Source organism: Aeromonas sp. R6-1 (assembly GCF_040908165.1).
Taxonomy (GTDB): Bacteria; Pseudomonadota; Gammaproteobacteria; order Enterobacterales; family Aeromonadaceae; genus Aeromonas; species Aeromonas caviae.
In genome coordinates this window covers 49475-63227 of record NZ_JBFODF010000022.1, presented here as the reverse complement: position 1 = coordinate 63227, position 13753 = coordinate 49475, and the positions used below count along the sequence as shown (strand labels likewise).

8 protein-coding genes, 2 tRNA genes and 1 pseudogene are annotated in these 13753 nt (G+C 53.3%); 8 read left to right on the top strand and 3 right to left on the bottom strand.

Annotated elements, in window-relative coordinates; all coding sequences use genetic code 11:
- Positions 1-108 precede the first annotated feature (108 nt).
- The 3 genes and pseudogenes from AB5Y68_RS05565 to AB5Y68_RS05555 form a co-directional block, all read left to right on the top strand.
- Entirely contained in the window at positions 109-1149 is a 1041-nt protein-coding gene (locus tag AB5Y68_RS05565) for an IS481-like element ISAs19 family transposase (protein ID WP_368206886.1), read from the top strand.
- Between the two features lie 312 nt (positions 1150-1461).
- Complete coding sequence (locus tag AB5Y68_RS05560; protein ID WP_368206954.1) at positions 1462-3387, top strand: PAS domain S-box protein; 1926 nt, start codon at positions 1462-1464, stop codon at positions 3385-3387.
- A 466-nt stretch (positions 3388-3853) separates the two neighbouring features.
- Positions 3854-3946, top strand: a pseudogene (locus AB5Y68_RS05555) (IS5/IS1182 family transposase); the annotation flags it as partial.
- 109 nt (positions 3947-4055) lie between these two features.
- On the opposite strand, the gene AB5Y68_RS05550 reads toward AB5Y68_RS05555, so the two are convergent.
- Complete coding sequence (locus AB5Y68_RS05550) at positions 4056-6224, bottom strand: putative bifunctional diguanylate cyclase/phosphodiesterase (RefSeq protein ID WP_368206952.1); 2169 nt, start codon at positions 6222-6224, stop codon at positions 4056-4058.
- 428 nt (positions 6225-6652) lie between these two features.
- Here AB5Y68_RS05550 and AB5Y68_RS05545 point away from each other — a divergent pair, with 428 nt between their 5' ends.
- From AB5Y68_RS05545 to AB5Y68_RS05535, 3 genes are all read left to right on the top strand, one after another.
- The gene (locus AB5Y68_RS05545) at positions 6653-7564 is read left to right on the top strand and encodes an IS5 family transposase (RefSeq protein WP_368206951.1); all 912 of its coding nucleotides are present in this window, start codon (positions 6653-6655) and stop codon (positions 7562-7564) included.
- A gap of 210 nt (positions 7565-7774) precedes the next feature.
- Positions 7775-8668: a helix-turn-helix transcriptional regulator gene (locus AB5Y68_RS05540; protein ID WP_368206949.1), complete on the top strand. Its 894-nt coding sequence runs from the start codon at positions 7775-7777 to the stop codon at positions 8666-8668.
- A gap of 126 nt (positions 8669-8794) precedes the next feature.
- On the top strand, positions 8795-8974 hold the full coding sequence (locus AB5Y68_RS05535; RefSeq protein WP_029304370.1) for a hypothetical protein: 180 nt from the start codon (positions 8795-8797) through the stop codon (positions 8972-8974).
- A gap of 354 nt (positions 8975-9328) precedes the next feature.
- Here the strand turns inward: AB5Y68_RS05535 and AB5Y68_RS05530 are convergent, their stop codons facing one another.
- Together AB5Y68_RS05530 and AB5Y68_RS05525 are read right to left on the bottom strand one after the other, a co-directional pair.
- Entirely contained in the window at positions 9329-11341 is a 2013-nt protein-coding gene (locus tag AB5Y68_RS05530) for a DUF927 domain-containing protein (protein ID WP_368206947.1), read from the bottom strand.
- 324 nt (positions 11342-11665) lie between these two features.
- Complete coding sequence (locus AB5Y68_RS05525) at positions 11666-12817, bottom strand: tyrosine-type recombinase/integrase (RefSeq protein ID WP_368206946.1); 1152 nt, start codon at positions 12815-12817, stop codon at positions 11666-11668.
- 732 nt (positions 12818-13549) lie between these two features.
- Between AB5Y68_RS05525 and AB5Y68_RS05520 the strand changes: the two genes are divergently transcribed.
- Both AB5Y68_RS05520 and AB5Y68_RS05515 read left to right on the top strand, forming a co-directional pair.
- Positions 13550-13625, top strand: a tRNA-Phe gene (locus tag AB5Y68_RS05520).
- Positions 13626-13630: 5 nt separating this feature from the next.
- Positions 13631-13706 (top strand) — tRNA-Asn (locus tag AB5Y68_RS05515).
- Positions 13707-13753: the final 47 nt, after the last annotated feature.

Genomic DNA, 13753 nt, shown 5'->3' with positions numbered 1-13753 from the left:
TGTATGGAGATGGTATTCACCTGACAGTTGCCCACAAAAGGGAGTGGTCATACGGCTTCAAACCGGATAACAAAACGGTACCCCTACCGTGTTATCCGGAGTCACCGTATGACCACCAACGAGAAAGTAGCACGTCGCAAACTCAGCCTGCTAGAGCTCGCCAAAGAGCTCAATAATGTCAGCAAAGCCTGCAAGCTCATCGGCTACAGCCGTCAGCAGTTCTACGAAATTCGCCGTAACTACCAGACCTATGGCGCCGAGGGCTTGCTCGACAAACTCCCCGGCTGTAAAGGCGCTCATCCCAACCGGGTCGCTCCCGAGATTGAGCAAGCCATCCTCGATTACTCTCTCACCAGACCAACCCATGGCCCGCTGCGGGTCGCGCAAGAACTGGCTCTGCAAGGCATCAACGTCAGTGCAGGCGGTGTGCGTGGCGTGTGGCAACGTCACGACTTGCTCTCCAAGCATGACCGCTTGTTGCGCCTCGAGAAAACCCACCGGGAGCAGACCATTGAGCTCAATGACGAGCAGATCCGCCTGTTAGAACGCTTCAGCCCCGAGTTTCGCGAACGCCAGATTGAGGTCCACTACACCGGAGAACTGGTGGCGGTTGACACCTTCTTCGTCGGCGCGCTCAAGGGGGTTGGCAAGGTGTATCTGCAAACCGTGCTGGACTGCTACAGTCGCCATGCCTGGGGACGGCTCTACACCAGCAAGCTGCCGGTGACCTCGGTTCATGTGCTCAATGAAACGGTACTGCCGTTCTTCGAAGCCCATGAGGCTCTGGTCTATACCATCCTGTCAGATAACGGGCGCGAGTTCTGTGGGCGCCCAGACCATCATCCCTACGAGCTGTTCCTGCAACTGGAGGGGATTGAGCACCGGACCACCAAGGTACGCAGGCCGCAGAGCAATGGCTTTATCGAGCGGTTGCACCGCACACTGCTGGATGAGCACTTCCGTATCAAGGGGAGGACGACCTGGTATGAGTCGGTAGAACAGATGCAGACAGACCTGGATAGCTACCTGGAACACTACAACACCGAGCGGCCACATCAGGGCAGGATGATGGAGGGTCAGACCCCCTACAGCATGTTCAAGAAGGGTCTGAAATTGATACCGAAGGAAGTGCGCACTAAAGTAGCGTAAACAAGACACCGGTTTGAGGCCGGTGTCAGGTGATAACTAGATCTGTACACTCAACCGCTTCTCACCGGTTGCTCACAAAGCTCCTTACACATTTAAATAGCAGTGAGAGCTTGTACCTGAATGACCTGACCACCGAGTACAGCCTCTCCACTCGAAGGATGATCACTCAACATCTTGACGCTGCCCCAGCCCTCCAAAAAACTCAACAAGTGAGACATATCATATTAATTTTTTAAAAGAAATTTGCTCATTAACCTCACCCCTGATATTTATTATGGTTATATTTTCGGCAGGCATCAGGAGCTACCGAACATGGCGACTTATCCAACTCCTCCAGATGAAGAAAGCAGACTCAAACTACTACACGCCCTCAACATTCTCGATACTCCATCAGAAGAGGTTTTTGACCGCATAACCCGATTAGTTGCACGCATATTAGATGTCCCCATTGCATTGGTTTCACTGGTCGACACTGAGCGACAGTGGTTCAAATCACGGATAGGTATTGATACAAATGAAACCCCGCGAGAAGTTGCTTTTTGTGCTCATGCCATAGCGCAAACAACCCCGCTGATCGTGACAGACACAACGCAAGACTCGCGTTTCATGAGTAATGCTCTCGTAACGGGAAATCCGAATATTCGCTTCTATGCCGGTGTGCCATTACGTAGTATCGGTGGACTATCAATAGGCACATTATGTGCTATCGATTCCAAACCTAGACAATTAAGTCCTGATGAGATAAGCATTCTGATTGACCTTGCCGCACTCGTTAGCAAAGAAATGCAAATGCGTGAAGCGGTGCTTTTGAGTCATGCGCGTTCCGAGCAAGCCATACAAGCCTTGGAGGATGTCGAAGCGCGTTTCAGGACTATATTCGAACGTGCAGGTGTAGGTATTGCGATGGTTGCGCCAGACGGCGGATGGTTGCGTGTCAACGATGCGTTATGCCAAATTGTCGGTTACAGCCAAGATGAGCTTCTCAAGCTCACATTTCAGGATATAACCCACCCAGACGATTTAGATACTGACTTATCCCTGTTACAGCAATTAATTAATAATGATATCGACCACTATCAGCTGGAAAAACGTTACATCACTAAATCAGGACGTTCTGTTTGGATAGACCTGATAGTCACCAAGAAATTGAGCATTAAAGGTGAGCTAGAGTATTTCATCTCAATTATTAAAAATATACAGGAGCAAAAAGAAGCAGAAGCATCCTTGGCTAAGTTACATAAAGAATTGGAGAGTCGAGTAGAAACAAGAACAAAAGACCTACAATTAGCTAATGAAATGCTGTCCGCCTCTATCGCTCAGCAGCTTCGGTTTGAGCAGGAATTACGTAGACGCGAAGCTGAATTGCAAATGGTGCTCCAAAACGCGAACGATGCTTACGTATGCATTGATCACCACGGTGTGATCCGCGACTGGAATCAACAAGCAGAACATACATTCGGTTGGAGCCGCGAAGAGGCAATTGGCCGCCCACTGGATGAAACGATCATCCCGGCCTCAATGCGTGAGGCTCATCGTGCAGGGTTGGCACGCTATCTGGCTACCGGTAAGCACCATGTCCTCAATCAACATATCGAGCTGACAGCGGTACACCGCAATGGCATGACCTTACTTGTTGAAGTCCGAATTAGCTCTTTATTTATTGATGGGAAAACAATTTTTAGTGCGTTCCTGCATGATATCACGGAGCGAAAAAAGGCCGAGGCAATCCACGAATTCGAAGCCACTCATGACGCGCTAACTGGATTGTATAACCGGCGTGCTATGTTCAACTTGTTGCCAGCAGCAATAGCCCGCGCCAAGCGGACTCAGACATCTTTAGCGTTATTTTATATCGACCTTGATGGCTTCAAGCAAATCAACGATACACACGGTCATGAAGCCGGCGATTCCGTATTACGTGTCATAGGAACTCGCTTACAGGAAAGTATTAGACAAACAGATACAGCAGTACGTTTAGGCGGTGACGAATTTACGATCGTGTTGGAGGACGTTAAGCACGGGACTCCCGATGTCAATATGCTGGCGCAGAAGATATTGGAGGCCATCCAACAGCCGATACAACTCGATTCAACAACAGCTGTTATCAGTGCCAGTATCGGCATAGCAATCCATCATGCTGACGATATAATCAATGCCGTTCAACTGATTAGCCAAGCTGACTCTGCGATGTACGAAGCCAAGAAAGCAGGGAAGGCTCGTGTTTGCGTACATAAGTGACAATATGCTGACATAATAACGGTGTCTGACAATCAAGTCAGATACCGCTTATCGTTATTGAGTCACCTGAGAACCAGTTTTCGCTAATTCCCTCCACCAACTGCCACAACCTCACCTACCGTGCCTTCCTGGCCCGCTCAACCGCTTCTCACCGGTTGATAACAAAACCTCTCTACTGATGACAAAAGCCCATCGCCGATGATGGGTTTTGCGAAAAACTACCTGCCAGCCAATTCGTCACGCCGTGTCGCGGACTGTTTGGATAATCCGCGACACGGCTATTCCCCTTGTTTGATGATATGCACGAACACGACAAGATTGCTCAACGCCTCGGTATGCTTCTCACCCGCCTGTACAGCGGTGAGAAACTACACCTGAGGGTTTTTTTCCCAAATCGATGCAGCTTGAATTGAACTAACTGAGGACTTGGTGATCTGATCACCACCATCCTTTTCAAGTCTGCATCATGGGCACGTCGCTTCACTCCATCACCAACTGGCCTAAATACAACAAGTCTTTGATTAATCGTGGTTCACTCACCTTCTGGGTTGATGCCGATCTGGCCATCTGTTGCTCCTGGTGTGAACTGCCTTGTTGCGATAGGGAGAACGTGCAGGCTGCACCGTTTGACGGGACGGGTGGCAGCATTTGAGTCATGTTGTCGCAGCCTACCCAAAGCCAAGGCAAGGCGCAATCGGTGAATGCGTGATGGGCGCAGATAGGGGGCAGCTTAAGGCGGACATGCTGTCTGGGATTGCCGCCTCGGCGCGGCAGTGCGCCAGCAGCTGGTCGCCCGTCATGGGACGCCCGAGCAGATACCCCTGTAGGGTGTCGCAACCGAGCAGGGTCAGCAGGGCGCGCTGTTCCTCGGTTTCTACCCCTTCGGCCACGATGCGCATCTCTAGGGCTTGGCCCAGGGCGATGATGGCACCGATGATGGTGGCATCGTCCCCCTGTGGCGCCAGCGTGGTGACGAAGCCCCTGTCTATCTTGAGCTCGTTGGCGGGAAAGCGCTTGAGGTAGAGCAGGCTGGAGTGGCCGGTGCCGAAGTCGTCGATGGAGATGCCAAGCCCGAGCTCGGCCAGGCGGTTGAGGATGGCCAGGCTCTCCTCGGCGTTCTCCATGGCGGTGGTTTCGGTGATTTCCAGAGTCAGGTGACGGGCCTCCAGCCGATGGCGGGCGAGGGCGGATTCCACCTCTTCCAGCAGGCCGGGGCTGGCCAGCTGTATGGTGGAGAGATTGACGGCCACGTTCCAGTCCGGGTGTCCCGCGTCACGCCAGCGGCTCATCTGGCGGCACGCCTCGTCGATGACCCAGTTGCCGATGGGAATGATGAGTCGGCTCTTCTCCGCCAGGGGCAGGAAGCGGGCCGGCGAGATGGCCCCCAGCTGCGGGTGTTGCCAGCGCAGCAGGGCCTCGGCACCGACCACCTCGCCGCTACGGGCAGCGTATTTGGGCTGGTAGTGCAGGGCGAGCTCCCCCCGTTCCAGGGCGTGTTGCAGCTCCTGTTGCAGCAGGAACTGCTGGTGGGCGTTGGCATTCATGGCGCTGTCAAAGTAGTTGTAGTGGTTGCGCCCCCGCTCCTTGGCGTAGTACATGGCGGCGTCGGCGTTGAGGGTCAGCTCGTGCAGGCTGGTGCCATCCTGGGGGTAGACCGCAATGCCGATGCTGGCGGTGATGTGCAGGCTGTGGTGCTCCCACTGATAGGGCTGTGCCAGGGCGGCCAGCAGACGCTCGGCGAAGGCAGTGGTCTGGCCGACATCCCCCGGCGCCAGGGCCAGTACGAACTCATCCCCCCCGAAGCGCGAGGCGGTGTCATTGGGGCCAAGCAGTGCGGAGATCCGCTCCGCCACTTCGACCAGCAGCAGATCTCCGGTGTGGTGGCCGTGGGCATCGTTGATGATCTTGAAGCCGTCGAGATCGAGAAACAGCAGGGAGAAGCTGCGCTGGCTGTGCTGACACTCCTGAATGCGCTGCTCCAGGCGGTCGGCGAACAGCAACCGGTTGGGCAGCCGGGTCAGGCTGTCGTGCAGCGCCAGCTTGAGCAGCTCGTTGTGGGCCTGGTGGAGGGAGGTCGAGAGGCGCGCCGCTTGGGCATCCAGCATGGAGAGCACCAGGGCGATGGCGAACACCGCCAGGGTCACGATGATGACCACGGTCGCCAGCCACTGGGTATCGAGCCCGGTGTAGAGGGCGCCGCACAGGCTCCCTTCCGGAAACTGGGCCGCTGCCATGCCGGTGTAGTGCATGCCGATGATGGCGGCCCCCATGACGAGGGAGGCGCAAGCCTTGCTGAAGAAGGCGCGTGGGCTGCTGTTGCGCAGCCTGAACGCAATCCAGAGGGCGGCCCCCGAGGCGAGCACGGCGATGAGGATGGAGAGGACGAAGAGCCCCCTCTGGTAGTTAATGCCGGGCATTATCTTCATGGCCGCCATGCCGATATAGTGCATGGTGGCGATCCCGGCCCCCATCAGCACGGCCCCGAACAGGATCCGGCCCCAGGGGAGCTGGGGGCGGCTCACCAGCCAGAGGGCGAAGGCCGACGAGCCGATGGCCGCGACCAGGGAGAGACCGGTGAGGGGGAGATCGTAGCCGAGCGCGATGGGCAGGTTGAAGGCGAGCATGCCGATGAAGTGCATGGACCAGATGCCGAGCCCCATGGCAAAGGCGCCCCCCGTGAGCCACAGAACGGCGGCCCTTCCCTGGCTCTGGCTCACCCGGCTCGTCATGTTCAGCGCCGTGTAGGAGGCGAGCACCGCCAGCAGGATGGAGAAGAACACTAGGTCGTGGCTGTAATAACTGTCGAGCATGGGGTGGGTCGCGGTCACTTGATTCACTCTGGGATGGATAACGGCCTGAGCCATGGCTTGGCTGGAGAGAAAAATCGGGCTGAGGATTTTACACAAGAGGCGTCACAAACTGTACAGAGATTCGCACCAAAATGAGCCCAGGATCAGAGTAAAAACACTGAATTTACCCCTTGATGGCAATTTCCTCCGCCCCTTGTCCGAAGGCGGGTTCCAAATTTTCCCGCGTGAAAAGCAGGGGTAAAGATGAATGTGAAGTTCCCGCTCAGTGACACTCGCTAGCCCACTGCCAGCTTGGCGACCTCTTTCCACATGAAGGAAGGCATTGGTGTCATAAGGCGCCATCCAATGTTCAAAAATGATACGCGAAGGGCGTTGTTCCCAAATCGATGCAGCGTGAATGGAACTAACTGAGGACGCAGTGATCTGATCACTACCATTCCCTTCAAGTCTGCATCATGGGCGCGTCGCTTCACTCCATCACTAACTGGCCTCAATACAACAAATCTTTGATTAAGTGTGGCTCGCTCACCTTCTGGGGTGATGCCGAGGTCATGAACAACTGGTTCCACCACGACCATCACGGACGACGGTGCCGCAGCCAGCTCTACACCGACCAGACCATCTCAACCTTCCTGATGCTCAAGGGGATTTTTAACCTCACGCTTCGCGCAACTCAGGGGCTACTCGACTCCTTGTTCGAGTTGATGAATGTGCCGCTGTGCGCACCGGACTATAGCTGCGTAAGCAAGCGGGCCCGCACGGTAACGGTGGCCTATCGGCAGCCGGCCAAGGGGCGTATCACCGACCTGGTCATCGACTCGACCGGTCTGAAGGTATTTGGTGAAGGCGAGTGGAAGGTCAGAAAACACGGCGCCGAGAAACGGCGAGTGTGGCGCAAGCTGCATCTGGCGGTGGACCCGGCAACCCACGATATCGTGGCAGCAGAAGTGTCACTGGAGAATGTCCATGATGCCGAGGTGCTGCCAACCTTACTCAATCCACTGCGGCGTAAGCTGGGCCGGGTTTATGCGGATGGCGCCTACGACAGCAAGGCCAGCCATCAGCTTATCTCGTACAAAGGGGCGACAGCCTGTATCCCACCTCGCAAGAACGCTGGCCTATGGGAAAAGGGACATCCAAGAAATGAGGCTGTGCAGGTAATGCGCAAGGAAGGGCTGGCGCACTGGAAGAAGATATCGGGGTATCACCGTCGCTCGCTGGCGGAAACAGCGATGTATCGGTTCAAGCAGTTGCTGGCGGGGAAAATCAGTCTGCGAACATACAACGGTCAGGTAGGGGAAGTGATGGCGTATGTTGGAGCAATAAACAAACTGAACAGCCTTGGTCTGCCCGTCAGACAGCCCTGAGTGTAGCGGTCACTTGGGGCTGGGGAAGCTGTGCTCTTACAACTGATTTGGGCAACAACGCCCCGGTTGATAACAAAACCCCTCACCTGATGACAAAAGCCCATCGTCGATGATGGGTTTTGCGAAAAACTGCCTGCAATCCAATTCGTCACGACGTGTCGCGGCCTGTTTGGATAATCCGCGACACGGCTATTCCCCTTGTTTGATAGTATGCACGAACACGACAAGATTGCTCAACGCCTCGGTATGCTCCTCACCCGCCTGTACAGTGGTGAGAAGCTACACCTGAGTGATCTGGCCACCGAGTACAACGTCACCGTGCGCACCCTGCAGCGGGATTTCAATCAACGCCTCAACTATCTACCGATAGAGCACCGCAGCCAGCAATACTGGCTGGATCCTGAGTTTCTCAATCACAAGAACGACAGAAAACTGCGAAAGCTGGCCGAACAGTTGGGTATCACCGACCTGTTCCCCCGCGCCAGTGAACATCGTCTGGGCCAGGTGCTGGACAGAGACACCCCAAGCCTCTTCGCCATCAAGGGATTCGATGCCCAGTCTACCGACTCACTGAGCCACCAGTTACCGGTATTAGAGCAGGCAATGACCCAGCATCTGCAATGCTGGCTCATCACCAAAGACCAGCGCAAGCAGCTGTTTAGCCCCTATCAGCTCGTCAACTACAAGGGCACCTGGCACTTGGTCGGCGTCAGCGAGGGGAGATTGCAAGCCTATCCGCTGAGCAACATCACACTGGTTGAGCTATCGCAACAGACCTTTACCCGTGATGCGCTCATTCAACGACAAATCGATACCGACCCGACGCTCTGGCGCTCCGGCATGATCGAGGTGCTCCTCAAGGCCAGTGCCGCCATCGCCATCAACTTTCAGTATCGCCCGTTGCTGCCTGAGCAAGAGATTGTCAAAACCCTGGATGACGGTGCGCTGTTATTGAGCAGTCGCGTACTCGATGCCAATCAAATTCTGCCCGTCATCAAATCCTGGATGCCGGGGCTCACCGTGATCTCGCCCGGTTTTATCCATGAGCAGATCGTCCGTGAGTTACGCCATCTATTGACCCTGATGAGTCAGGCTCCACCCTGATTCATTTGTGACAAAGATCCCAGTTTATACATCTGGCGACAGCGCCTGACATGCCGCGACACCACCTGTCGCCGCAGTTTTGCATTGTCGTCAACCATCAAGCAGTAGCAATCCAAGGAGTGATGCATGAGTAAAATGATCCAAATGAAAGAGTCCACCGCAAAGCGCGAGGTGAAGCAGGAATACGGCCTGACCGAAACGGATGGCCAGGCTTTCTGGGATCGGGTGAACCGGGTGATCGGTGAATCCCGAGAGGAAGTCGATAATGAAGACCGCGTTCCTGCCGGATATGAAGTATATCGATAACGTCAACGCGTACATGTTAGTTGGTCATTAGTTGACTCCTGTGAGCGATATCTGCCACGAAACGCTCGTAACGACAAAGCGGCCAGTTCTACTGGCCTCTTTTTTTTGGACCGTTCGACAGCACAGGCTGAGATCACACCAGTGAGCAATACCGGGGTAATCCCCGCATGGCTAGGCACCTGTATCGCGGTTTAGCGACCCAATGAGCCGTTTTGGCTGCGCCGCCCTCCAAACCTCCGCAACAAGATCATCCTGGCCTTCTCGGCCTGCTAAAACGTTCCTCCCCTTGCTGCCTGCTTTTGACACCGGATCCCATAAAGCAAGGGGGCCAGTTCGCACTGGCCCCCCTTACTCTTAAAACTGCTCGATGTGTGTCGTCTCCTCCGGTGTTTCAGATGTGGGGGGGACGCTGATGCTACCGGTCTTGCTGTTTGAGAATCGGCTAAAAACTCGCTTTGATGGTTCGCGTTTTGGCTGCGAGCCCTTCAGGCTGCCACTCTCTCCGGCATGGCTACTGATAACCTCACCAGCACCACCAAATAATCTATTCAAATAGAACGAGTAAACGCTACTATCCAAACCCGCTACCTTGATATCTTTTACATAGCGGTCTGGTGCATACCTCTCAAGATACTGGTTATCGGACAACCATGCTTTAACAGCATTACCCATGCTCGGAACCAGTTTGTCGAAGTGCTCCTTAAAGATGTAACACCGTTCGCCTTCTATGAAGCCCAGGAGCTCCCTTGTTACTACGGCTGGCTTGCCAAGATGAATTTTATGTCGTTGGAGTGCTACCGTATTCATGAATTGGGTAGCGGCACGGGTGACGTCATCCAGTTGATCCTCCAAGGACGCAACCCAGCGATTGGCACCCTCAAGCACGGCGGCCTCCACCTCACTCTTCGTGAAGGGCAACACCCCCAGCTCGATACCATACAAGCCGGTAGCCAGCGTTAAAGCGAAGAAATCCAGGCCACGACGAACCAGAGGTGAATCCATCGCGCCATCGACCATCTGCATCAGGCGCTCGGCACACTCATGAACCCGGTTGCGAACTAACTCTTGCAAAGCCTCATAAGAAGTGGCCTCCGGCAAGTTCAACAGCCCTTGTGCCAAAGCCGGAAGGGCTGTGCCGTAGTATTGACCACAGGCCGCCTTGAGTTGGTCAATCCGGGCTTTGGCTTGGGCCAGGGTTTCGTCGGGCAGCCTGGCATCATCCTGCAGGATCTCGATATTAAGCATCCGGACACGAGCACCTGAGTTTACAGAGTCACGCAGTTTGCGCAAAAAATCATCAGCGCTCATTTCGCCCGTCGAGAAAATGCAGAGCGCCGCTGTATTTTGGGCTTCAATCAGAGAGCCGTCTTTTTCACAGCGCCCTTTGCTCTGCCCATTTGTCATCGCATACATGAGCGAGCTGAAATTCTTCCCGGTGAACGAACCCAACTCGTCAAGTACCAACCCCATCCCATGGTGCATTTCAATGAGTGATATCAATGCATTGAAAGTATTGTGCCATTTTCTAATAGCAGAATTACCATCCTCACTAGGGTCAGTAGCCCGTCCTACTGTGCTCTGAGCCAGCATCGCTAGAGTCGTTTTCCCCACGGAGCTCAGGCCATGAACATGAACTATCGTTGAGGACTTTTGCAGCAGGTTTATCAACACATTGGTCAGCATCGCCAATATCGAAAACACCATTATCGGGAACTGCCGTACTGGCTCCGCGACATTCCGTTTCCAGGCTTCCAATGAATCTCTAGAACTCAGTTGCCCAAGCTGCTTGCGAAGTCGATATCGGTACTGCTTTGCTGGGTGACCATCTTCGCGGCTCAGGGTAGCTTCATGAGTCACATAGACCTGTTTTTCAGGCACAAAACCTGCCTGTTCCACCAAGTAAATGGACTTCATCAGCTCCATCTTCGCGCAGCCAAGCATAAAGCGCATTAGTAGGCTCTCTGTTCCTTGGTAGTAAGCGAGTCGGTAAGAGCTCAGCGTTGTCTTGACTTTTTTCAGGTCGTTATGAATGTCCTTCAGGGATAACTGGAAGGTAACTACGCTGCCATCGGGAGCAAGGCAAGCCAGCTCCACGGCTTCAAGCCGACCGTCTTTGTCCAGGTATGTGGCTATTGGCAATGTGACTCCCTCAAAAACCTCGGAGGGGGATTTACCAGCCATGAACATGACCTTGCCCTCAGGAGTGATCTTGAAATTTTCAGGGATAAATGGTGAGCCCAGCCACGCTGTCAACTCCTTGATGCAGTAAGGTGACGAGGAGCCATCCCGCAAAACTAGACACTCATCCGGCTCTTTACCCTTATTGAGGGTTTGCCCCTCTTCAGAAGCATAAAAGGCGGCATGCATGTGCCTAACACGGAATGCCTCCAGCTCTTGGTCTACCTGCGCTCTTGTACAGTAATCATCATGAGGTTGCTCATCATGCGTTACCGACACCAGTAACGGCTGCGATCCAGGAGCGACCGTAGGGATCGATTCTGGCGCAGATGCCTCCTGATTCGAGTCCGGTACCGAGTCTGTCGGCGGTACAACCTGACTTATCTTCCTATTAAGATATTCTTGAGTCCTTGGAAGACGGGAAAAACGTCCCAGTGGGTTATCACTATTAGTTCTGGGTCTACGCATAATTCTTTATGGGGGAGTCTCCTCCCCCACTCTCCAAAAAAATTGTTAACAGGTGATGCGTGGGAGGTCCCACGCGGTGTGTAATTCGTTGACGGCCTTAACCAGCGTGGTATCGTGGAGACGTGCGTATCGCTCAGTCATTTTCGGCGAGCTATGGCCTAGGACTTTTTGCAGTACATCCAGCGAGCAACCTTGGTTTAACAGCGATGTAGCGACGGTATGGCGGGCGTCATGCATGCGCACTCCTGATAGTCCGCAATCATTGCAGACCCGGTACCAATACCGCCGAGGTTCGGAAATCTGAGAGACACTATCCTGGCCTCTAAAGAGCAGACCGGTTGTGCCATGGCGCTGGAATTGGAGTTGAATCAACTCCAGCGCGAAATGATTAAGTGGTATGAGCCTTTCTCGACCAGACTTACTGGTGGGCAAATACGCTATCTTTCGATTGAGATTACAATCTTGAAGCTTTAGCGCTCGGGCCTCACCCAGCCTGCACCCTGTTGCAAACAGGAACAGCAGAAGCCTAGCTTTTTCATCGTCGATGTCTTTCATCAAACGATGGACCACCTTATTCACCACCTCATCAGGCAACCCCTTGGGTGGCAAAACAGCTTCATGCTTTGCCGGAATACCTGCTGCTGGCGAGGACTTGAGAATGCCACGCTCTACAGCGAAGGACATGATGGCCTTTACCTGTGCCAAGTAGCGGTTCCGCGTGGCGACAGAGCACGTTTTATTTGATTCTGTAAGAAAATCCTCGATGTCGAAACGGGTTACTCTGTTTAATGGCTTGTGCCCTAGAGCTGCCACGATCGGCTTTACCCGAGACTCGATGGTTTTATGTGACCGATGAGTTGCTCGTACTGAAGGCAGGTATTTATCATGTATAAACTGTTCTACTGACAAGCTCGAAAGATAGGTTTGGTTGAATCCCACAGGATCCAGTACAAACTCCGCTTTTAGCTTTCTTGCCTGCTCACGTATCTCTTTAACGCTGACTTCGTCCGTGCTCGCAATTTTTAACCGATAACGGACTTTATTTTTGGTGAAACTAAGACAACCAACCTTGCGACCAGTGGCATAAGTAATCCACGTAAGGGAACGCTCGTATTTATCTTTACTTTCACGCTGCTTTGAACTGCACTCCTCCAACTTGGTACTATCTACAGTTGGAGCTACAGCCTGTTCGAGCATCGCACCTCCTATCATCTAGAGCCCCCACCGTGGTGACTCATGACAAGAATGTTGGACGAAGAAAAACCGAAATGGAAGACCAGCTCCAGAGCGTAACCATCCGATAATGCCTTATAAAAACAGACTACCCTGCACATGGTATGTTTTATGCATGGTGTTTTTCTCTTGTAGCAGTTGAATCGAAATCAGTTTTTGCCCCCCTCTAAAGAATCAGAAAATCACAACTCAATAGAGTCCAATTTTTGACAGAAAAATATTTTTATTTTTTTTCCGTCCCCCGATGCTCTGCTCGCTTTATGAGCTAAAACACCACATTGAGCACAAGTATTTACTTCCCCTACAGCTCTTGCTGTAGGGGGTTATCACTCTTCTTCAAAAGCAGATACGAAAGTTGAGCGACCGGAGGTCCTTCGGTATCGACGCACCAAACCCTGTCTGGTCAATTTCTGGTAACTTTTCAGCGCACAAAAAACATGCACGTTAGTTCATCAGTTTTTTGACAAAAAATGGGCTCACTTGTTGGAGGCTCGGGATGGGTGAGAGAGCGAAAAGGTAATTCTATAAAGGGAAAAAACCTCGATAGAAGAACCTGCCGACAACCGGACCCCGGTGTTGGGTCAGGGACTCCTTGAACACTATCTCGCCACTTAGTTCACCCTATGCAAAAACATGCCAGAATCTGGGCCCACAAGGTTGACACCCCAGTCCAGAAAGGGTTTAATGCGCGCCGTTGCCCAGATAGCTCAGTCGGTAGAGCAGGGGATTGAAAATCCCCGTGTCGGCGGTTCGATTCCGTCTCTGGGCACCAACTATTCCTCCTTAGTTCAGTCGGTAGAACGGCGGACTGTTAATCCGTATGTCACTGGTTCAAGTCCAGTAGGAGGAGCCAAATTCGAAAGGCCCGCTCAGATGAGCGGGCCTTTTTGCATCTGTCAT

Excerpts from the sequence above, each read along its gene's own strand:
- AB5Y68_RS05545 (WP_368206951.1), top strand. The coding sequence starts at position 6,653 with ATGGGCGCGTCGCTTCACTCCATCACTAACTGGCCTCAATACAACAAA.
- AB5Y68_RS05565 (WP_368206886.1), top strand. The coding sequence starts at position 109 with ATGACCACCAACGAGAAAGTAGCACGTCGCAAACTCAGCCTGCTAGAG.
- AB5Y68_RS05530 (WP_368206947.1), bottom strand. The coding sequence starts at position 11,341 with ATGCATGCCGCCTTTTATGCTTCTGAAGAGGGGCAAACCCTCAATAAG.
- AB5Y68_RS05540 (WP_368206949.1), top strand. The coding sequence starts at position 7,775 with ATGCACGAACACGACAAGATTGCTCAACGCCTCGGTATGCTCCTCACC.
- AB5Y68_RS05560 (WP_368206954.1), top strand. The coding sequence starts at position 1,462 with ATGGCGACTTATCCAACTCCTCCAGATGAAGAAAGCAGACTCAAACTA.
- AB5Y68_RS05525 (WP_368206946.1), bottom strand. The coding sequence starts at position 12,817 with ATGCTCGAACAGGCTGTAGCTCCAACTGTAGATAGTACCAAGTTGGAG.
- AB5Y68_RS05535 (WP_029304370.1), top strand. The coding sequence starts at position 8,795 with ATGAGTAAAATGATCCAAATGAAAGAGTCCACCGCAAAGCGCGAGGTG.